General features: G+C 30.2%; 23 protein-coding genes. 14 read left to right on the top strand and 9 right to left on the bottom strand.

Going from position 1 to position 21,518, the window contains the following annotated elements:
* Positions 1-675, top strand: coding sequence for a TIGR00289 family protein (locus tag Q9969_RS02930; protein WP_305554283.1), 675 nt, complete (start codon positions 1-3; stop codon positions 673-675).
* On the opposite strand, the gene Q9969_RS02925 is transcribed toward Q9969_RS02930, so the two are convergent.
* From Q9969_RS02925 to Q9969_RS02915, 3 genes are read right to left on the bottom strand one after another with little or no spacing between them, the layout of a single operon-like run.
* On the bottom strand, positions 662-1,204 hold the full coding sequence (locus Q9969_RS02925; RefSeq protein WP_305513846.1) for a nucleoside monophosphate kinase: 543 nt from the start codon (positions 1,202-1,204) through the stop codon (positions 662-664). The two genes, Q9969_RS02930 and Q9969_RS02925, sit on opposite strands and share 14 nt — an antisense overlap.
* A gap of 5 nt (positions 1,205-1,209) precedes the next feature.
* Positions 1,210-1,947 carry a phosphopantothenate/pantothenate synthetase gene (locus tag Q9969_RS02920; protein ID WP_305554280.1) on the bottom strand — a complete coding sequence of 246 codons (738 nt, stop codon included), beginning with the start codon at positions 1,945-1,947 and terminating at the stop codon, positions 1,210-1,212.
* A 12-nt stretch (positions 1,948-1,959) separates the two neighbouring features.
* On the bottom strand, positions 1,960-2,343 hold the full coding sequence (locus tag Q9969_RS02915; protein WP_305554277.1) for a hypothetical protein: 384 nt from the start codon (positions 2,341-2,343) through the stop codon (positions 1,960-1,962).
* A 388-nt stretch (positions 2,344-2,731) separates the two neighbouring features.
* Here Q9969_RS02915 and Q9969_RS02910 point away from each other — a divergent pair, with 388 nt between their 5' ends.
* Together Q9969_RS02910 and Q9969_RS02905 are read left to right on the top strand one after the other, a co-directional pair.
* A complete protein-coding gene (locus tag Q9969_RS02910) occupies positions 2,732-3,778 on the top strand; it encodes a ribonuclease H-like domain-containing protein (RefSeq protein WP_305554274.1) in 1,047 nt (348 codons plus the stop codon).
* 1 nt (position 3,779) lies between these two features.
* Positions 3,780-5,297, top strand: coding sequence for a HEAT repeat domain-containing protein (locus Q9969_RS02905; RefSeq protein WP_305554271.1), 1,518 nt, complete (start codon positions 3,780-3,782; stop codon positions 5,295-5,297).
* Here the strand turns inward: Q9969_RS02905 and Q9969_RS02900 are convergent.
* Complete coding sequence (locus Q9969_RS02900) at positions 5,292-5,891, bottom strand: 4Fe-4S binding protein (RefSeq protein WP_305554268.1); 600 nt, start codon at positions 5,889-5,891, stop codon at positions 5,292-5,294. The genes Q9969_RS02905 and Q9969_RS02900 overlap by 6 nt on opposite strands.
* A 262-nt stretch (positions 5,892-6,153) precedes the next feature.
* Here Q9969_RS02900 and Q9969_RS02895 point away from each other — a divergent pair, with 262 nt between their 5' ends.
* Positions 6,154-7,185, top strand: a complete 1,032-nt coding sequence (locus Q9969_RS02895) for a M42 family metallopeptidase (RefSeq protein WP_305554265.1) — start codon at positions 6,154-6,156, stop codon at positions 7,183-7,185.
* Between the two features lie 172 nt (positions 7,186-7,357).
* Here Q9969_RS02895 and tsaA read toward each other — a convergent pair whose 3' ends face one another.
* A complete protein-coding gene (tsaA, locus tag Q9969_RS02890) occupies positions 7,358-7,843 on the bottom strand; it encodes a tRNA (N6-threonylcarbamoyladenosine(37)-N6)-methyltransferase TrmO (protein ID WP_305513860.1) in 486 nt (161 codons plus the stop codon).
* 157 nt (positions 7,844-8,000) lie between these two features.
* On the opposite strand from tsaA, the gene Q9969_RS02885 reads away from it, so the two are divergent.
* A complete protein-coding gene (locus tag Q9969_RS02885; RefSeq protein WP_305513862.1) occupies positions 8,001-8,207 on the top strand; it encodes a TOBE domain-containing protein in 207 nt (68 codons plus the stop codon).
* A gap of 144 nt (positions 8,208-8,351) precedes the next feature.
* On the opposite strand, the gene Q9969_RS02880 is transcribed toward Q9969_RS02885, so the two are convergent.
* From Q9969_RS02880 to Q9969_RS02870, 3 genes are read right to left on the bottom strand one after another with little or no spacing between them, the layout of a single operon-like run.
* Positions 8,352-8,789 (bottom strand): molybdenum cofactor biosynthesis protein MoaE, encoded by a 438-nt coding sequence (locus tag Q9969_RS02880; protein ID WP_305513864.1) that lies wholly within the window; start codon positions 8,787-8,789, stop codon positions 8,352-8,354.
* Between the two features lie 33 nt (positions 8,790-8,822).
* Positions 8,823-9,356, bottom strand: a complete 534-nt coding sequence (locus Q9969_RS02875) for a nicotinamide-nucleotide adenylyltransferase (protein WP_305514350.1) — start codon at positions 9,354-9,356, stop codon at positions 8,823-8,825.
* A gap of 7 nt (positions 9,357-9,363) precedes the next feature.
* Positions 9,364-10,074, bottom strand: coding sequence for a hypothetical protein (locus Q9969_RS02870; RefSeq protein ID WP_305513866.1), 711 nt, complete (start codon positions 10,072-10,074; stop codon positions 9,364-9,366).
* A gap of 88 nt (positions 10,075-10,162) precedes the next feature.
* Between Q9969_RS02870 and Q9969_RS02865 the strand changes: the two genes are divergently transcribed.
* The 8 genes from Q9969_RS02865 to Q9969_RS02830 all read left to right on the top strand — a co-directional run bounded on the left by Q9969_RS02865 (position 10,163) and on the right by Q9969_RS02830 (position 19,719).
* Positions 10,163-10,828 carry a hypothetical protein gene (locus tag Q9969_RS02865; RefSeq protein WP_305513868.1) on the top strand — a complete coding sequence of 222 codons (666 nt, stop codon included), beginning with the start codon at positions 10,163-10,165 and terminating at the stop codon, positions 10,826-10,828.
* Positions 10,829-11,341 (top strand): DUF367 family protein, encoded by a 513-nt coding sequence (locus tag Q9969_RS02860; protein ID WP_305513873.1) that lies wholly within the window; start codon positions 10,829-10,831, stop codon positions 11,339-11,341.
* 181 nt (positions 11,342-11,522) lie between these two features.
* Positions 11,523-11,669, top strand: a complete 147-nt coding sequence (locus Q9969_RS02855; RefSeq protein ID WP_305513876.1) for a 50S ribosomal protein L40e — start codon at positions 11,523-11,525, stop codon at positions 11,667-11,669.
* Positions 11,670-12,116: 447 nt separating this feature from the next.
* Positions 12,117-12,869: a geranylgeranylglyceryl/heptaprenylglyceryl phosphate synthase gene (locus Q9969_RS02850; protein WP_305513877.1), complete on the top strand. Its 753-nt coding sequence runs from the start codon at positions 12,117-12,119 to the stop codon at positions 12,867-12,869.
* 63 nt (positions 12,870-12,932) lie between these two features.
* Positions 12,933-14,003, top strand: a complete 1,071-nt coding sequence (locus Q9969_RS02845) for a DNA double-strand break repair nuclease NurA (protein ID WP_305513878.1) — start codon at positions 12,933-12,935, stop codon at positions 14,001-14,003.
* Positions 13,997-15,499, top strand: a complete 1,503-nt coding sequence (locus Q9969_RS02840) for an ATP-binding protein (protein WP_305513880.1) — start codon at positions 13,997-13,999, stop codon at positions 15,497-15,499. The genes Q9969_RS02845 and Q9969_RS02840 overlap by 7 nt, the downstream gene beginning before the upstream one ends.
* 243 nt (positions 15,500-15,742) lie before the next feature.
* Positions 15,743-16,975 carry a DNA repair exonuclease gene (locus Q9969_RS02835; RefSeq protein WP_305513881.1) on the top strand — a complete coding sequence of 411 codons (1,233 nt, stop codon included), beginning with the start codon at positions 15,743-15,745 and terminating at the stop codon, positions 16,973-16,975.
* Entirely contained in the window at positions 16,972-19,719 is a 2,748-nt protein-coding gene (locus Q9969_RS02830; protein ID WP_305513883.1) for an SMC family ATPase, read from the top strand. The genes Q9969_RS02835 and Q9969_RS02830 overlap by 4 nt, the downstream gene beginning before the upstream one ends.
* A gap of 19 nt (positions 19,720-19,738) precedes the next feature.
* Here Q9969_RS02830 and Q9969_RS02825 read toward each other — a convergent pair whose 3' ends face one another.
* Entirely contained in the window at positions 19,739-20,134 is a 396-nt protein-coding gene (locus tag Q9969_RS02825; protein ID WP_305513885.1) for a nuclease, read from the bottom strand.
* Positions 20,135-20,233: 99 nt separating this feature from the next.
* Between Q9969_RS02825 and Q9969_RS02820 the strand changes: the two genes are divergently transcribed.
* Positions 20,234-21,514 carry a Mur ligase family protein gene (locus Q9969_RS02820; protein ID WP_305513887.1) on the top strand — a complete coding sequence of 427 codons (1,281 nt, stop codon included), beginning with the start codon at positions 20,234-20,236 and terminating at the stop codon, positions 21,512-21,514.
* Positions 21,515-21,518: the final 4 nt, after the last annotated feature.

Here is a 21,518-nt window from a genome sequence, read left to right as displayed (position 1 = left end):
ATGGATGTTGCAATATTATTTTCTGGAGGCAAAGACAGCACTATGGCATTATATGCTGCTTTGGATGCAAAAGAGGATGTCAAGTATCTTCTTTCTGTTAAATCTACGAATGATGAGTCCTATATGTTCCATGTCCCCAATATTCATATTGCTGATTTGCTATCACAGGCACTTGATATTCCCATGATTTCGGTGGATACTGAAGGCGTTAAAGAAGAGGAGCTTGATGATTTAAGGAATGCTTTTGTCAACCTTAAGAATTTAGGTGTTGAAGCAGTATATACCGGAGCGCTTTATTCTACTTATCAAAAATCTAGAATTGAAAAATTGGGCATTGAAGTCGGTTTAAAGATAATTTCCCCATATTGGCATGTCAATGAACTTGAATACATGCGCAAAATTGTTGATTTGGGGTTTAAAATCATGATTTGTGGTGTTGCCGCTTGGGGATTGGATGAATCTTGGCTGGGTAGAATAATTGACGATGAAACAATAGATGAGCTTTTAGTTTTAAATGAAAAGTATGGTGTTGATATTGCTTTTGAAGGTGGTGAAGCTGAAACCCTTGCAATTGATGGCCCTATTTTTAAAAAGAAAATCAAAATATTAAAATATAAAAAAGAATGGCATCTAGATAGTGGTGTTTATATTATCGAAGATGCTATTTTAGATTGATTTCATCAAAAAAGCTATTAATTTCTTTCTGATAGCTTTCTAAATCATTTTCGTTAATAATAATTTTATCTGAGAGTGAAATAACAGTACCGATGCCGAAATCTAATTCCATTTTATCTCTTCTTTTAAATTCATTATAATCTTGAGAATCATCTTCCCTCATTCTATTTAATAGTCTTTCAAAGCGTAATTTTGGATTTGCAAAAATTGAGAGAATAATAAAATTATCAAAGTTCTTTTTAAACATATTGACTTCTTGTGGGCTTCTAATGCCTTCAACAATAATGGTGTGGGTCTTGTTTTGTTGTTGAATTTCTTTGATTTTTTTGATAGTTAATTCAGATACAATATATTCTCCATGTTCCGCTCTTAAATTTTGAGCGGTTTCCTTTGTACTTTCTCCCCTTTTTTTAGCTTCTTCACGTATAATATCTCCCATACTAACGATTAGTGCACCTTTTTCAATTGCCATATCAGAAACTAAACTTTTTCCAGATCCGGGTAAACCAGATATTCCCATTACTTGCATTATTTTCACTCTTTTAATCTAATTTGTTGTAAGGATTCTTTAAGATTTTCATCATTATCAAATTCATTAACCATTTCCATAAGCACAGCTTTGTCTTGTGTTTTTAAATCTTCAGCTATTTTTGTCATAAATGGAATTGCACGAACAATATTGTCCATAATTGACACATCAGACATCTTTGATGTTCTTGATAGTGGATTTAAATCAATGGTAATTATATTTTTACCAGTTTTCTTTAATATTTCAGCCCGGTCTCCATCTTCCAATGGAATTAATATTGTATCGGCACTGTATATTCCAGTTTTACTAGCAGATGCCCTATTATTTTCAATTTCATTTAAATATTCAATATCATCATCTAGTGTACCTAAAATTTCATCATATCCATGGTCTTTATAGATTTGCGTCATGATTTTCAATCTATCGTCGGTACGGTAAAATAGATTAATTTCGATTTTTGCTTTAACACTTTTTGCAAGTTCAATTATTTCATCACAAGCAAGTGCAGTTGTATTTCCATTAACTGAAATCACTGGATTATTTGATAAAAGTAAAATAGCTACTGCTACATACATTGCTCTTTTAGCAGGATATGTTGTTTTCTCTCCAATTAAATAGTCAAATGCTTCTCCTCTGCCATGGGCAATCATCGCCGAATCAGCTAAATAACCTTCTTTTGAGGCAGTTATCATTTTATCTCTTAAAAGTAATGATTCATAGCGAGGATGTGATTTTGGTATCATTTTTTCATCTCCTTATTTTAAATCAATGGTCATTTGCGCTAAGTATCCTAAAAACGTTGTTATCAATAATGTAATTATTGTAATTGAAATAATATGTAGAGAATAATCTCCTGTAATTGAGCTTTGTGCGATGGGTAAAACAAGAATGAATGCATCAAGAATAGTGTCTATTAAAACAAATATTATTCCAACTATTATTCCTTCTATAACTTCATTGGTTTCAATATCTCGAATGTATAGGATTCCAAAAAATCCAGTAACGATGATGGTGATTACTGGAATAATAATATTGATTCCGGGAAGGTTAGAATTAAAAATCGGGTTTAATAGGTGTATTAAGATTGTTGAGATAATCCATATTAAAACTCCATAGATAATAGCTAATTTTAATTTCATTTTTTTAACCTTAGATTATAATTAATTATATTTTGTTTTGGAAATATTTAATATTTTTCTAAGGTTTTAACTAAAATAAGTGTTTAGGTAGTTAGGCAGTATTGGAGTTTTATCGTTTAACTGCCTAACGGTTTATTTTTAAACTTTAGAGAAACGAATTTTTAAAGTTTTGGGATGGTTAGGTAGTTGAGTTAACTACCTACCAACTTGTTTTACAAGCTTTAGAGAAATGAATTTTAATTTGGCTGTTTAATCTATCTCTCTGACTATGACTGTAGTCAATTATATTATTTGATTGTAGCACTATATAAATGTTATTATATTTTATTAAAATTCAAATATACTTTATTAAAAAATTTATATTATTAGGTTCATAAAGTTAAATTGAATGATGAATGAATATGAATTTGAAAATTATTTGAAGAAATCTTTATCTAACTCAATAAGCTCACAAAACCCTTCAAATGAGGTTAAAAATAAAGCTAGAAAATTATCTCCATCATATTTCAATGATTTAAAAGAGAAACTTTTAATGAAATATGAAGATAAATCATTAAAAGATGTAATGGATTGCAGGAGTTGTAGAACCTCATATGGGGATGTATTAAAAATAACTAAAAAGGAAAAAATTAACTTCAACATTGTAGATAATAATTTCAAAAATCAAATAAACAGTAATTTAAAATTACTTCCGGGAATAGGTCTTAAAACAGAAGAGAACCTTAAGAATAAAGGTTACATGACAATCGAAGAATTAACCTGTCATGATAGATATTCAGATGTTGCGTCCAAATTCATTAGAAATATGGCTGAGTTAAGTTTTTCAGAGCTATTGGATGTGTTGGACAATAATAAATACTCAAAAAAATGTAGGGACAATATAATAAAATGTATAAGTTTAACTGACAGTGAAAACTTCAGATTCATGGATATTGAAACAAAAGGATTGTCAAATGTGCCTATAATTTTAATAGGCGTTGGTGAGATCAAAAACAATAAAATAATCTCCTCGCAATACTTCTTGCAAGACTATGATGAGGAGGCAAGCATTATTGATGCATATTTAAGTCATTTGGATGAAGATTCTATACATGTAACGTTCAACGGAAAAACTTTTGATGTACCTTTTATAAAAAATAGATGTAGATATAATAGAATCAATGCAAACCTAGATTTAGCACATCTGGATTTAATGTATTTTGCAAAACGCCTATGGGCTAAAGACTTACCTAATTGCCGATTGCAAACAATTGAAAGAGAGCTGTTAGGTATTGAACGTGAAGGAGATGTTCCGGGTCAATATATTCCAGGATATTGGGATACTTATAAGGAAAAGAATAATATAGGTCCTGTAGTGCCAATAATAGAGCACAATGCACATGATGTAATTTCACTTGCGAGCTTTTTAGATAAAATGTATAGGGATGTAAATTAAAATGGGATTATTTGATAGATTTAAAAAAAATGATGATGAAAAACAAGAATCTAAACAAGAAAAAGTCATCCCCGATGATTTTGAAATTGATGAAGATCAATTAATTTTAAAAAAAATTGCAACAAGTAGTAAGGACAGATATGAAAGAGCAACTGCCGCTGATAAAATCACTGACCAATATGTTGCACTAGATTTATCTAAAAATGTTAAGGACCGTGTAATAAGATTAATTGCAATCAATAAAGTAAAAGATGAAAGATTGTTAAGGGATGCAGCTGAAAACTCTCAATTTTTCGATGTAAGAAGTTTTGCCTGGGAAAGGCTTGGTGAAAACAATAAATCCATAGCAGAAATTGTAATAAATACCAAAAAAGGTGCTAAAGTTGATGAACTATTTGAAAAAATTGTTGATGAAGAAACCCTTAAATCGATTGCAATAGAAGCTCAAGATAAGCAATATAGAAATGCGGCTATTGAAAAAATCGAAAATGCAAATGTATTATATGATTTAGTGTTTAAAGCAAAAGACAAATCAATAAGAAAATCCTGCATTGAGAAAAAATCTTTTATAAGCGAAGATATCCTTCAAAGAATTGTCATTGAAGATAAGGATGACTCAGTTAAATTTGCAGCTGTTAAAAAAATTAAAAATGAGGATAATCTAGCAAATATTGCACTTAATGAGGATAATGCAAAAATAAGGTCATTGATATTTGATAAAATTGAAAGTATTGGTATTTTGGAAAAAATCGCCTTGAACTCACAAAAATCCGATGTTAAATTAGATCTGGTTCAAAAACTTGATAATGACAAATTACTTGCTCAAATAGCTTTAAATGATTCAGATAACATTGTAAGAAGTGAAGCCGTTAAAAAAATCACTAATGAGGATGTACTGTTAGAACTCATATCCTCTGATGATGACAGATTCGTTCGCCAAATTGCAGTTAAAAACGTGTCTAACCCTCAGGAATTAATTAAAATAGCTTTAAATGATGAAGATTCCTTTGTAAGAAATCATGCAGTAACAAATCCTGCATTAACCAGTGAAGATGATTTTACCTACATTGCTATTAATTCAACTTATGAGGATGTAGCTAATGTGGCTTTAGGTCATATTGGTGATGAGAAAAACTTCATTGATGTTTTGAAAAATGCTAAAGTTGCATCTGTTAGAAAAGCAACTCTTGATAATATTGATGATTTAGAAACATTAATCCGTATAGTTTTAGCTAATGAGGATGAAGAATTTTCCATTAAAGCGTTAAATAAGATTAAAGTGGAAAAATGTTTATTTAAAATTTATGAACAACAAATATCTGAAAATATCTCTGTTAGGGCGGTTTCATTAATCAGAAGTCAAAAAATGCTAACTGATATTGCACGAAATGACCCTTCATGGAGAATTCGTGAAACTGCAGTTAAAAAAATAGTAAGTAAAAAAGTATTGAGAGACATTTCTATTAATGATGAAAATGAATATGTTAGGAAAGTTGCAAAAAAGAGGAAGAATTTATAAATAAAATTCAGGCTCTTTTCTTTCACTATTTGCACTTTCAAACACTGGTTTTTTAGCTTCAAATGCTTCTCCAGAAAACATACGGGCATTTTCTGGACAGATATTAATGCATGCTGTACATCTAGTACATAAATCTAGGTCAATATCAATTGGATCAACATCTGGAATTGCATTTTCAGGACAAATATTTATACAGTCATAACAAAAAACACAAACTGATTCATCACAGCTTACAACAAAGGGTAACTGTTTATAATCGCTGTAAGGTTTATTTCCCGGAATTTCAGCAGATAAACTTTCACATGTTTCTAATTTTTCAATACATTTTTGTGAAAATTCATCTATTTTTGCAATATCCTCACTATCAGGTCTTCCAACAGCAACGCCATCAAAAATAGAATGATGGCTCACAGTTGATCCTGCTGCAATAACATTAAAGTTATTTTCATCTAATAAGTCAACTAATTCACGTAATGAATCTGAAATTTGGGCATTGCCATAATTTACAATAGCTATTGCTGGCGTATTGTCTCCTTTTATTTGGGATAACCTTTCACGTGCTGTTTTAGGTATTCTTCCAGAAAAAACAGGCATTACTACAACAGCAATGTCTTCACTTGAAAGAGTTGTAGATGATTTAAAAATCAGTAGGTTATAGCTTTTTTGGTCTTGTTTGAAATTACTGCATATTTGCTCAGCTACTTTTTTACAGGTCCCAGATGGACTAAAAAAATATTTTTACAATTGACATACTCTCACCTGATAAGAAATATGTAAATTGAATTATAAAAATGTTAAATTTTTTAGGCGGCATTAAATTATAAATATCATTAAATAGTAAAATTAATTTGGTGATATGATGGAATTAATGAGAGAGCTATCTTTAGCGCCAGGTGTATCTGGTTCAGAAGAAGAAATAGCTAAAATTATTACACGTGAACTTAAAGATGTAGCTGATACAATTGAAACCGATAGTATGGGAAACCTCATTGCAACTAAAAAAGGTGAAAAAAAGGCGCCTACTGTAATGTTAGCTTCCCATATGGATGAAATTGGTTTGATGGTAAGATACATTGAGGATAACGGATTTATTAAATTCTCTAACATTGGTGGAATAAACGACCAGATGCTAATGAATCAAACTGTAACAATACACTCCTCAATTGCAGATCCGATTGTAGGCGTAATTGGTTCCAAACCCCCTCATGTAACAACCGCCGAAGAGAAAAACAAAATTGTTAAATACACTGACATGTTTATTGATATCGGTGCAAAAGACAAAGAAGATGCTGAAAAAATGGTTAGAATTGGGGACAAAATGACCTTTAATTCATTATTTGAAGAATACCCTAATAATTTGGTCATGGGTAAAGCATTGGACAACCGTGTAGGGTGTTATGTGATGGTTGAAGTTTTAAAAAGAGTGGAAACTAGAGCTACTGTATATGGTGTAGGCACTGTTCAAGAAGAGGTAGGTCTTAAAGGAGCTAAAACTTCTGCATTTAAATTAAATCCAGATTTAGCAATTGCACTTGATGTAACATTATCTGGTGATCACCCTGGTATTAAACCAGAAGAAGCGCCTGTTGTAATGGGTAAAGGTCCTGCTATTATTTTAGCAGATGCAAGTGGAAGAGGAATTTTAACCCAACAATCCGTTAAGGATATGCTTATTAAAGCCGGTGATGAAAATGAAATTCCATATCAACTGGAAGTAAGTGATGGTGGAACCACTGATGGAACAGCAATTCACTTAACTCGTGAAGGCATTCCAACTGGTGTTTTGTCTGTTCCTACTCGTTACATACACACTCCTGTAAGTGTATGCAGTATGGAAGATGTTGAAAACACCATCCAATTAATAGTTAAAGCTATAAATGATTTATAAATTTAAATTATTGCATATTCTTTAGAGTGCATAATATTATTTGTAAAAGAAGGCGATTAAAACAGCAATAATTGCCTTATTTTTACTTCAGATTCCAAAACCGTCAGTATTTTTCTGCTGAATAGCAACTGGGTTTTGAATATGCATTGGCAATGTTAAAAAGTTAGATAGATTATTTAAATCTGTCATCTGATTTTTGAGATTTTGCTTTTTGGTGTTTAGTTTCAAACCAGCCGATTTTTAACTCATCGATTGTGTCTTCGTATAATTGAGGAACATATGGTTTAATATCAAGTAGGGGTGTTCCATCTAAAATATCAACATTTTCAATATGTATGGTATTTCCTTCGACTGTATTTACTTTTACAACACTCATTCCTATTCTATTTGGTCTTTTAGGAGATCTTGTTGCAAAAACACCGTGAGTATCATTGTCCATGAAAGGTTTTACTTCAAGCAAGTATCCTTCGACTTTGTGTAATAAATAGAGTATATGGATATGTGAGAAATCATCTAAGTCTTTAATGCCGTCTACATATTTGTCTTTTATTTCAATTGTTCCTTTGATTCCTTTTGCTCCGGTTGGTTGAATTGGCATTCCTTCTATTTGGGTGAATTCAGTATGGATTGTACCAATTGATTCTAATTCGATGTTCATATTTTCATATTCGTTCTTATCATTATTAAATTATACTTTTTCACGATATGAATTAAATCAGGTAATCGATTTTAAAATTCTTTATTCATCTAAAAGCGAAATATTTATATATAATTCGATACAATTTATTAATATAAAAATATAATGTGGTGAAAAAATGGAACTTAGTGCAAGAAATCAATTAAAAGGTAAAATTGTCAGTGTAGATAAAGGTGCCGTTATGGCAAACGTTAAGATTGAAGTAACTGAACCTAGTACTGTTACTGCTGCTATTACTAAGGAGTCAGTAGAGAACTTAGGTTTAAGTGAAGGTGATGAGGTTTGTGCAATTATCAAATCCACTGAAGTGATTATTGGGAAATAGGATTTAATATCCTATTAATCCTAATAATATTAAAATAACAAAAATAATTACTGCTGCTTTTAAAAGTGTTTTTAGATTTTTCACAACAGCATAAATAATTAAGAATAATATAATTACTCTTATTATAAACATTATTGTCAAAATTTAACCTCCTGCAAGGATAGTTTTTGTACCTTCTTTTGAAATTTCTTCTTTTTTGAATTCAACATCGTATTTTACAGTTTCAATAACTTCTTTTAATGCATCAAGGGTTTCGCCACGATGATTACCAAGTACCGCTACTAAAAATAACATATCGCCGGTGTAAAATTCACCGATATAATGGATAACAGATATTTCATGAACATTATATTTGATCTTAGCATTTTCAACAATTTTTTCAATTTCTTTTTGAGTTTTTTGTTTGTCCGGTGTTGTTAAAATCAACTTTTCTAAATGCATGTTTTCTTCTTTTCCACGTACAATTCCTTCAAATGTAAAAATCGCACCGGAATAATCAATTTTATTACTTTTTTTTAAATTAGCTATTAAATCGGCTGTTGTAACTTTATCTTCTTTTGCTTCAATAACTCTTACAACCATAATAATCTCCTCTAATAAATTCTATAACTTATGTTATATATCACTTACTTCCTTAAAAGATAAATTTTTAATTCTTTCAACACCGTCAATTTCATTAATTAATTTAACTGTAGCATTGGGAACTAGTTCCTGCCAGTTTTCATCATTTAAAATTCTACGTCTAACTTCGGTACCAGATAAGTGCAAACGGTCATATAAAAGAGGTTGTCTAACCTCATATCCTTCCTCTTTAAATAATTGTTTAACTAAGGGATTGCCTGAATAAACAATATTAAATGGAGGGGTTAGCATTTTAATATGAGATGGCCATACAGCATTGAAATTAATGTCTTGCATTGGAATAATATAATACTTGGAGTGATCAATATTTTCTTCTGACAGTGCTTGAGTCATCATAACCATTCTTTCACCTGCTGTGAACGGGTCTTTAACTTCATGACTTAACTGTGCACTTCCAATACCAATAACAATCTCATCTACTTCATTTAAAATCTGTTTAATAACTTCCACATGTCCATTATGGACAGGTTGCATACGACCAACTAAAATACCACGTTTTTTACTCATCATATTATCACGGGCTTAATTTATCTAAACAATTGATTAAATTCACTGCAGTTTGATGTTTTTGAGTCATGGAATCTATAATGCTTGTTTCCATAAGTAAAGTGTTAATGCCTTTTTTTGCAATCGGTTTTGTAACCTTTTCAGGACTGGTACCTTCAGGGAACTCATAGTCAACAAGATTAACGTCTCTAGTTAAATTAGAGATGTAGGAATCAATTTTATCAGTCCTATTGGATAAGCTAAATATAAAATTAGAATATTCATATGTTGGATTAATCTCATGAATATCAATTACTAAAAACGGATTGTCATCTTTAATATTAGGAACAATGTATTTATTAGCTAGTTCTTCACCAGCTGCACGAGTTTCATCATGAGAGGTTATGTTCTCTTTTGTTTTAACGTAATAAATCACGTATTTTTTAGTTAAATTCTGAGTACTATTTTCTGAAGTAATATTGTAAATGGTCTTGTTGATTTCTTCATGAATCTCATGCTCTCTTGGATGAACACCTAAAATTATCCCGATGGTTTCGTTAGAAGAGGTATTGCCTGCTACAACCTTATAAACAGTACCATTAACATTACTTCCAACACGTTTAACATTGTAGGTATTGTCAGGGCTTTTAGTAACATCACCAATAATAATTGTTAAATTAATAACTACAATAGCTATTAAAATTATAAGTAATATCTGATATTGGATTTTCTTATTCATACAAATAACCTACTTAAATATCTAACTAAACTTATATTAAAGACTTTTTACTAAAATTATATTATTAACTATTATAGGAGTATTTTTAATGGAAAATAAAAATATAATTATAATTGCAGTAGTGGTTGTTGTGATATGTATAATTGCAGCAGTGGTTTTTTCTACTGGAATGTTAAACGGTGAGAAAGCTGCACCAACTAATACTACTCCATTCAAAACAAAATTCATGGAAGGCAGTTTTGTTGGAAATGTCAGCTTAGAAGATGATGAAAAAGAGTTCATGCATTCATATAAGGATAAAAAAAATAAAATTACATATAATATATCTACAGTTGATAATTCTGAAGAGTTAATGGATATTTATTACTTGCAAGGAATAATGAATCCAGAAAAAAGAAATATCAACGGTAATGATTGGAATATTTACTTCTCTCAAGCGGTACCTGGAAACGATACTAAGTCTAATGAGACAATGAATATTATAATTTGCCAGTCACAAGGTGAAAAGCAAGGTTATTTAATCTACATGATCATTGATAATGATTCAAAAATTAATGCAACATTAAATACCTATGGCGAGTCTTACACTGATTTTGTTGAGCCATTACTTGAAAGTATAACTTTAAAAGAATCTAAAAATGTTCCTAAAATTTATGAAGAGTTTGGATTAACCAAAGATCAGTTTAATGAACAAATGGATTTGATTAAGGAATACAAAGCAGGAAATACTTCTGCGTTGAAAGGTAATGGTTAGATGAAGATTACAGTTTTTCATGCAAATGAATGTGATAAGAAGAAATGTACATCCATTAAATTAGCAAAAATGGGTAAATGCAGGCTTGTTAATAATATTAATAAGATTCCTTCAGGTGCAATTGTTCTAAATCCTTATGCTGAAAAAGCTGTATCCTATGAAGACTACCGTCATGTCCAAAGAAGAGGAATTGTGGGACTTGACTGTTCATGGAATGATGTGTCAAGTTCTAAAAAATTCTTCTCTTTATCTAAATACCATAGGTCTCTGCCTTTTTTAATTGCAACTAATCCGGTAAACTATGGAAAAGCTTGTATATTATCAACTGTTGAGGCAATCAGTGCAACTCTTTACATTACACGTTTTAAAGAGGAAGCTATTGACTTAATGGAGGGTTATAAATGGGGTCATACATTTATTGAACTTAATTATGATTTACTTGAGGCTTATAGTGAAGCAGATACCAGTGCAGAAGTTGTAAAAGCTCAAAACGAATTTTTAGTTACTGAATAAAATTGTTTGGAGTGTATTTCTTCTGTCTTTCTATTTTTTTTATTTAATTAAATTTTTTCTTATTTTAACACATTTAACTAAACATTTAAATACTATTAAATTAAGATAATTAATTAATAGTTATGTGTGGCATAACAATTTAATTTTATTAAGTTTTCATGATTCATAGGAGGAGTTATTAATGGCAAGATTTGAAGAAGCAGAAAACAGAATGTTTAATGTAAAAATCTGCTTAAAATGTAATGCTCGTAACCCTGCTGATGCTACTACTTGTAGAAAATGCGGTTACAAAGGTTTAAGATTTAAAGCTAAAGAACAAAGAGGATAGGTTTATTATTCTCTTATTTATTTACTATTTTTATATTTGGTGTTTGCCAAAACTAGTTTTAGCAGGCATGTTGGTTTTTTATTAGATTACTTTTGCATCGGGTTTTAACTGATTTGTTGCGGACTCTTTTTGGAAGAAATTTTTTAAATCTTCTGGTGTTTTCTATTTATTGTAGTATTATCTATTGTATTTGTCCTTTTATGGTTCTATAAATTCGTTTTATTTGTAGTGTTATTTTGAAGTATCCTTCAATATGGATTGCAAATGATTAAATAAACATGATGCTGTCATGGCAATTAGACGGTGCCTTATAAAACTTGCAAAAATTCAAATTCAATCTACTGGCAGTATTTTCAATCAAAATAATAATGCCTTAAGTTTCTAGGAATGCCCATTATTATAAAACATTAAATATTATTTTAAACAAAACTATTTTTAGGTATTCTTATGAAAAACATTGAAAATTATATTAGAGAAATACTAAAAAGTCGTAAACTTCATTTTACTTTAATAGATCCTGATGAACAAAGCCCAGAAGAAGCCTTGAAAATTGCAACTGAAGCTATTGAAGGTGGAACTGACGGTATTATGATTGGAGGTTCAACTGTTAATGGTGTTGATGTTGACAATACATGTAAAATATTGTCTGAAAACATTGCGGTGCCAATTATTATTTTTCCGGGAAATACTAGTAGTGTAAGTAAATATGCTGATGGAATTTTTTATATGAGCTATGTTAATTCAACTAATCCTTATTGGATTAACGGTGCACAAGCTCTTGCAGCACCTTCAGTTAAAGCTGCTGGAATCGAAATATTGCCTATGGCGTATATGGTTGTCGAACCTGGCGGAACTGTCGGTTGGGTTGGGGATGCTAAATTAGTACCTAGGAATAAACCCAAAATACCGGCCATTTACGTAATGTCTGCTGAAATGTTTGGGTTAAAATTCTTTTATATTGAAGCAGGTTCCGGTGCGGATAAACCAATTCCTCCAGAAATGGTAGCTTATTCCAAAAAAGCAACTGACAATATGATTATTGTTGTTGGGGGAGGGATACGTGATGCTAGAGCAGCATATACTGCAGCTAAAGCAGGTGGAGACATCATTGTAACAGGCACTATTGTTGAAGAAGTTGATGATGTTAAAGCTAAAATCCAAGAATTAACTGGAGCTATCTTAAAAGCTTCTATGGAGTAGTTTTCAACTGCTCTTGCTAAACTTTTTTTTAATATATTAATCTATTATTTAATTAGTGATATTATGTTAAATTCATTATATGAAAAGGCCATTGCTAAAAGAGGATTTATCAGGGATATTGCTTCTGAAGTGGATGTTGATTCAAAATTAAAATATAGATGGTTTGAAAGGCAGATAGGTGAAAGTACTGCTAAATTTTCGATTGCAGCAGGAGATGGGAGTTTTAATAAGAAAAAATTCTTAACTACTAATTTCTGCGCCGTTGGTGCTGAATCAATTATTTATGATGGTGAGATTAAAAAAATTGATGATTCAGACATTTTTGATGTTTCTCATGTATCATTTCTTGATGAACTTTTAAGTACATATATGGCAATTTATGAGTTAAAATGTGCTTTAAGAGCAATTAAAGATTATGATGCGGATTATTATATGTTTGACGGATCAATTCTTGGAGATTTGGAGAATGCTTTTCCAAGAGGTGCTAAATTACCTAAAAAACTTAAAGATAATTTGGATGATTCATTTTTGGCCGAGTTTGAGAGAAGATTGGATGTTAGACATTTTGGTTTGGTATTTCCTGAACTTAGAGATTCATTAAAGTTAATGGAACTTCCAAAAGAAGATATTGACAAAACAGAGGAATATAATCTTCATCTGGCTTCAATTGAAAAAATAATTTTATTAAAAGAAATTTTACAGTATAGAAAAAGAATAATTTCAATTTCTAAAACTTCATCGGACAATGAACTGTTCCATTGGAATATTCCAGACATTGCATTTCTTGATAAATTTACAAAAAAGCAAGGAATGACGGTCATTGAACATAGGAAAGTTTATAAAAATGCTGCTTTTCAATTTTTCAATGATTTTTTTAAGAGTTTGACATTTACAATATTTTATGTGCGTTTTCAAGATAATAAAAATGTTTTAAAAGTTGAATTGCCGTACAGGGCAACAAATGAGGAGGTATTTGAGATTATTCGTAAAATTAATGTGTTGTCTGTTCAAGGTTATCCTTATCTTTTAAATAAAGCTCATAATGATGTTGTAATAACTGATAGGAACATGAAAGAATTAATGAAAATATCTAAAATTTACGAGACAACAAATAGGGAAGTGATGTCATGGTAGTTGGAATCTGTGTTGGTGAAACTAATTTAAATGAAGTAACATTTATTTCTAATAAAATGCCACAAGTTGGTCAATATGTAACAATGGAATATGATGGAAAAAGAGTATTGGGTATGGTTGAAAATCTGGTAAGGGGCAATGACGCTTTAAATATTGATATTAATGATTTTAAAGCAATTCAAAAAATCTCTAAAATTGGTGTAGAGGATAATTACATTCGTGGAAAAGTAAAAATCCTTGGAGATGTAAAGGATAATTTGAGACTACCAAGAACTCCTGTCCTTCCGGGAACTGAAATCCAACTAGCTGATGCAGATATTTTAAAGGAAATATTTAAAGTTGCAAATCCGATTAATCTTGGAACATTAGTTAATCAAAGCAATGTGGATGTTACTGTTGATGCAAATCCAATCCTTTCAAGACACTTGGCTATTCTTGCAATGACCGGTGCAGGTAAGTCAAACACAGTATCTGTATTGATAAATCAGTTATTGTCGTATAATGTGCCAGTATTTGTATTTGATATGCATGGGGAGTATAAAGGAGCACAATTCCCTAATGGTGATGTTAATGTAATTAAACCAAAAATAAATCCTAAATTCATGACTTTTTATGAAATCAAAAAGTTAGTTAACATTTCAAGTAATGCATATATTCAGGAAAGGCACTTTAGAATGGCATTTAAAGAAGCTAAAAAAAGAATTGAAGATGGTGTTGCTCATGAAAATAACTTCCTGCAATTAATATATGATATCTTAGAACATAATTCACAAGTTGAAGGGTCAGATAAACAGATTGTTGATGTTATGAATAAAATTGACGATTCCATGGATAAATATTCTAATTTATTTGACCAATACACTGGAAATATTTTAACATCAATTAAAAAAGCCCATGTAAATGTCTTAGATTTGTCCCAAGTTGATGAATCAGTTGCAAGTGTTCTTGTAAGCCATATTCTTAGAAACTCCCTTCAAAAATCTAAAGATGCAGCTCATAGTAAAAATAAAGAAGAGCTACTTGACAATGCGGTATTTTATATTGTTGAAGAAGCTCATATTTTAGCTCCAAACAAACGTGATTCAGACTCAAAACGTTGGATTCAAAGAGTTGCAAGAGAAGGGCGTAAATTCGGTTTAGGTTTATGTTTAGTAAGTCAATCACCGAAAACTGTTGATCATGATGCATTATCCCAAATGAATAATATGATCATTTTGAGATTAGTTGAACCAGAAGACCAAAAACATGTTCAATCAGCAAGTGAAAGCTTATCCCAGGACCTAATTAATCAGCTTCCATCTTTAAATGTTGGTGAAGCTGTTGTCCTAGGTTTGATGACAAAAATTCCAACACTGGTTAAAATTGACAAATTCCAAGGGCGTACTCATGGAGATGACATGGATATTGCTTCATACTTCAAAAATTCACTTAAAAAAGAAGCTGAAGAGTTAGAAAGGCAAGAAAATGAACTTTTAGACATGGGATATGATTATTAATCCCATTTTTTTCATATTTTCACTAGAGAACTAAACACCATAATTTATAAATTTTTCATTATTTTCATTTGAAAAAAATTTACATGAAAATACTAATTTTAACACACTTAAATCAATTTTTAATACATTGCAAATGCTCTCTTAGCAAACTATTAAATATAACGTAAACTAAAGTATTACACATTAAATACTTGTTAAAGTGTTTAAATTGGTTATATACATAAAATAAAAGAAGGTAATATAATGAAATTTGCACATTTAGCAGACACTCATTTAGGGTACCGTCAATATGGTTTATTTGAACGGGAAAAAGACTTTTATGAAGTGTTTGAAAAGGTCATTGATAAAATAATTGAAGAAAATGTTGATTTTGTAGTACATAGTGGTGATTTATTTGAAACCGCAAGACCTTCACCCATGGCATTATTAACCTTTCAAAAAGGTTTATTAAAACTTAAAGGTGCAGGAATTCCCATGTATGCAATAGCTGGCAACCATGATATTGTAATGCGCAAAGGATCAATTCCTCCTCAAGTTATTTTTAAGAAATTAGGTTTAAAAGTAATTAGTACTATTAACCCTACATATATGCATGGAGATATTCTCATTGCAGGTCTACCATACTATCCGGCATCACATGCTAAAACATTGAAAAGTAAATTAGCCGAGTTATCCGAAAAAGCATCTCACCATGAAAAATCTATTTTACTGTTACATCAAGGAATAGATAAATACTTCGGATATAATTATGAATTGGAGATTGGTGAGATTCCCGATAATTTTGACTACTATGCTTTAGGCCATATTCATAAATATGTCAATGATAAATGTGGTAAAGGAAGATTAGTTTATCCGGGTTCAAGTGAAATCTGGAAAACCTCTGAAATTCCGGATTATTTGGAAAATGGTAAAGGTTTTGTTGTTGTTGACTTAGAGGGTCCAAAACCTGTTGTTAAAAGAGTTAAAGTTGATATTCCAAGAGAATTTATAAAAAGATCTCTTGATTTCAATGATTTGGAAAGTGGAATTGCAGGTATTAAAGAGACTATTAAAGACTTTGATAAAAAGCCTATTTTGAATTTAATTATTAATGATGTTGACTCAGACACTAAAGGAGTATATGATATTATTAAACAGGAATTAGGGGATTTATCTTTAATGATTAGACCCACATTTAATATGGTCGGTCAAACACTAATTGATCCATCAAATGCTAAAAAAGTAGGTCCGGAACAGCTTTTAGTCAATCAACTTAAAGTATATGGCAATAGTGATGTGGATGCATTAGCTATTGATTTATACAGATTATTATCCAAAAATAAAAGTGATGAAGCTAATGAATTAATTAATCAATTCTATAATGAGCATTATGCTAATGTTGTTGAAGAAGTAGAATTTAAAACAGAAGAGATTATAAAAGAAAAACCTTCTAAAAAACAAGAAGTTCAAGCAACCTTTAAGGAGGACGTGGAATGATTTTCACAAGATTAAAATTAAACAATTTCAAATCCCATGAACACACGGTAATTAATTTTAATAAAGGAATTAGTGTCATTGTTGGTGAAAATGGTGCTGGAAAATCAACAATCCTTGAAGCCATCAGTTTTGCATTATTTAAACAACATACTGCAAAAAAAATTGATGATTTAGTTAGAAACAATGCAGAATCCATGTCTGTTGAATTAGAATTCATATCTAATGGAAGAGAGTATAAAATCGTCCGTGATAAAAAATCCAATTTAAAATCTTCAATATTTAAAAAAGCATCCTCTGAAGGAGGATATATGCATATCTGCACTGGAGATAAAGAAGTTTCTAATGAAATTCTCCAAGTTCTCGACATTGATTCTGATTTGTTCTTAAATGCAATTTATATTAGGCAAGGTGAAATTGCTGAATTGGTTGACAAGACTCCAGCTGAGAAAAAACAGTTAATAGGTAAGTTATTAGGTCTTGATTCTCTAGAGATTGCATGGAAAAACATTTTGCCATTTATCACCGATTATCAAACCCAACTTGCTAATTTGGAAGGCAAACTATATAATTCTGAACAATTGGTTGATGATTATAAAAGTAAACGGCTAGAGTTAGATGCTCTTAAAGATAAGGGTCATGAACTTGAAGAACAACTTATTGAAGTTAATTCCATATTAGGAGACATGTCTGAAAGTAGACGCAATATGGAAATTGAAAAAGAGATTCATGAAACTCAAGTTAATAATCTTGAATCTGAAAAGAAAAATTTATCTAAACTAGAAAATGACAAACATAGAGTTCAGGAAGGCTTAGATGAAATTCGTAAAGCTGAAGAGGAAATTGAAAGATTAGAAAAATTTGTTTCAAAATTAGATGTTTATCTTGACTTTGAAAAGTCAGTGTCTAGTATTCAAAGATTAAAAGAAGAAGAAAGGGAAATTGAGGAAAAATTAGCTTCAATTTCTAACCAACAGATAATCATTTCAAATAAAAAAGAGGGTTATAATAATTATATTTCTTCTGAAGAGGAGATTAATAAATTAAATAACCAAAAAACCAACTTTGAAAAGGAATTAGCTGCAATGGCTAAACTTGAAAAGGATAAAAAGGATTTATTAAAACATATTGAAGAAGAAAGAAACGATATTGAAAATTTCTTTTCAAAATCTAAGGATAAATTAGATGATAATGGTGTAAGTCAAGACGAATTGGCTGAAATTGATGATTTTAATAATTTAGATGAGTTTACCTCTAAATTTATTGATGAAACTTCAACTAAAATAGATGATTTATCAAAGGATATCATTGCTAAAAATGAAGATATTGTTGTATTTAAGCAAAATATTAAAGCTTGTAAGAAACCATTAAAAGAATTAGACAGTATTGATAATAAATGTCCTGTTTGTCAATCAGATATTAGTTCTTTAAAGAAAAAAGAGTTAAATAAACATTATAATTCTGAAATTCAAAAGAATGAAAAATTAATTTCTCAAAATGAGGAAACTGTACGTTTGTTAACTAAAAATAAAAATAGTTTTGATGAAAAACTTGAGTTATTATCTGATTTATCTAAACAAATTGTCGAATACAAACATGAAGTTCAGCATGTGCAAGATGAACTAGTTAGGTTGAATAAAATAGATGAAGAACTTGAAGCTAAAGAATATATTAGCAATAAGCTTGGTGAGCTCATATTAGTCATTGCTAATAAAAAATCTGATCGTGAATCTTTCAAAGAAAGCCATGATTCATATATTCAAGCTAAAGGTGCACTTGATGCATTAGGTAGTGAAACTGAAGCTCAGTACAAATTAAAACAGGTTAAAAATGAAATTGATAATCATGTTACTAATATTAAATTAGCGATTGAACAAGATCCTCATTTGAGTAGTGATATAAGTCCTGAAGAACTTCAAAAACGTATTGATGATTTAAAACAGAAAACTGATGAATACAATCAACTTAAAGGTTTTATTCAAAATAAACAATCGTTAATGACTCAACTTGATTCAGTTAAGGAAGATATTGGCATGTCTTTAAACCAAATTGACATTACTGAAAATAAAATTGCAGCTTCTGCATATGACCAAGATAAATTCGAGCAGATCTTATTTAATTATGAGAGATATGAGAGAAGAAAAAGTTCTATTTCAATTGAACTTTCAGAAATTAAAGGTCAGGCACGTGAATCTATTAAGGTTATTCAGGATTTAACAGAGAAAATTACAATTTCTAATAAATTCCAACAAGAATATAATGATATAAGTGATTATATTAATTTACTTTCTCATATCAGGAATTTATACAGTAAAAATGGTATTCAAAAAGATTTAAGAAATATTTCAAAACCAATGATTCAAAAACACACTAAAGAATTCTTTAACGAATTTAACTTTAATTATTCTGATTTGACAATTGATGATGAATATGATGTGACTGTTTATGGTCCTGAAGGTGAATCATCAATGAGCATGGTCAGTGGCGGTGAAAAAATTGCTATTGCTCTTGCTTTAAGATTAGGTATTACTCAAGCAATGGCTAATGGTGAATTGAATACTATTTTATTAGATGAGCCTACAATTCATTTAGATGCTTCTAGAAAACATGAATTAATTAATTTATTAAAAGAAATGTCTGCATTGCCTCAAATGATTATTGTAACTCATGAAGCCCAACTTGAAAATGCTGCGGATAATTTAATAAAAGTTGAAAAAGAAAATGGTATTTCAAGAGTAATAATGTAAAATTTTCATTATTACTTTTCTACATTGTTTCTGGTGCATCTTTAATTGAATCCAGGATACAATTGGCGTTCCATCCAACAATTGTAGCTGCATTTTCTTCTAATTTTTCTGGAACTTCTTCTACTCCATATGGTCTAACAAGAACAATTGGAATTTCATATTCTCTGCTTGCCTTAAGCAAATCTTCAAACATCTCTTTATTGTCATTGTAAAGGCCGGATAACATGATTATCCTATCTACTTTTTTATAAAATTCTTCTCCAGCACTTGAGTATGAGCCGGACATCGATTCTTTCCATTTAAAATCCACTTTTGAATAAAGTCTTTCTCTAAATTGTCCGTATTCATTATTTTTATCAATGCCTTGTGTAATAATTAAATTGTAAATTTTATCGTCTTTATCATCTTCAAACATTTAAAACACCTTGCTTATGTATATAATATTATGGTATAAAAATATTTATTAGTTTTAAAATTTAAGATTATAATAGAATTATATAAGGAATTATTTTTTATGAAAGCAGCAGTAATCGGATTAGGTGTTGAAGGAAAAAAAGCTGTAAATTCTCTTTTACAACATGGTTGGGAAGTTTATGCTACTGATTTAAATATTCATGTTGATTTGAATGGTTTGAATTTGCCAGTTTTAGACATGAACATGATTGATGATAAACAAACAGTTTCTATCGTAGGAGATAAAATAACTGTTGATTTAGGTTTCACAAATTCATATGCTATTGAAGAATGTGATGCAATAGCTTTTAGCCCTAGCATGTTTGGAGGCTCTTTTGCTAATAAGCTATTGAAAAATGGGCAATTATTGAGTGATGTTTTAGATAGGCACAAAGATATTTTCACTATTGGAATAACAGGCACTAATGGTAAAACCACCACTGTCCATATGATTAAAAGTATTTTGGAAAATGCCGGTCGCAAAGTATTAATTGGTGGAAACGGAGGAGGAGGTTTTTCAGGATATTATGATTTGATTTTGGAAGCTCAAGAAGGAGATTATGATATCTTACTAGTTGAAGTTTGTGATATGACCTTGGATTTTGCTGATTATTGTTTTGACTTTGATATGGTGGGTTTGACCAATATTGGCAATGATCACATGGATGTTCACAAAACTATTGCCAATTACAAAAATTCTCTTGTTAGATTTTTTAAGGACAAAACAATATTTACAGCATTTAATCAAGATTTCAATTCTGATTTTAAAGAAGCTGCAAGGGATTCAATTTCTTATTTTACTTATCAGGATGAATTAAAGTTAATTGGTAAATTTAATTTGCTTAATGCAGGTCTTGCAACTGCCATTGCCCGTGAACTTAAGATATCTAAAGAGGTAATTAAATCAGCACTTGCTAATTTTGAGGCTGTTGAAGGCAGATTGGATGTTTATAAAATTAATGATGCTGCTGTTTATGTTGGTAAAACAGATAATTCAGATGCTTTGGCTTCTGTTTTAGCTGAAAAAGATTTTTATGCTTTATTTATTGGCACTCCAAGAAATAATGAATTTCACCGTCTTGATATTTTAGATGTTGCAGTTAAATATAATCCTGAAGTCATTGTATTGTTCCCTGGTCTTGATGATACATTGGACATGGCAATTTATCGACTTAACTCCTTAGGTTACATGGGAAATATTATTACTGTAAATACTCTTGACCAAATTATAGGATTGATTGCAGAGTATTCTCATGAAGAAGCTATTTTAATCGGAGGTAATGGTCAAAATGTCATTATTGAAATACAAGAAAGGGTTAAAGAAATTTCTGAGAAACTTTGACCTT

The organism is Methanobrevibacter sp. V74 (assembly GCF_963082495.1).
Lineage (GTDB): Archaea > Methanobacteriota > Methanobacteria > Methanobacteriales > Methanobacteriaceae > Methanocatella.
Note: the sequence above shows the minus strand (reverse complement) of the source record. Positions and strands in the feature narration are given on the sequence as shown.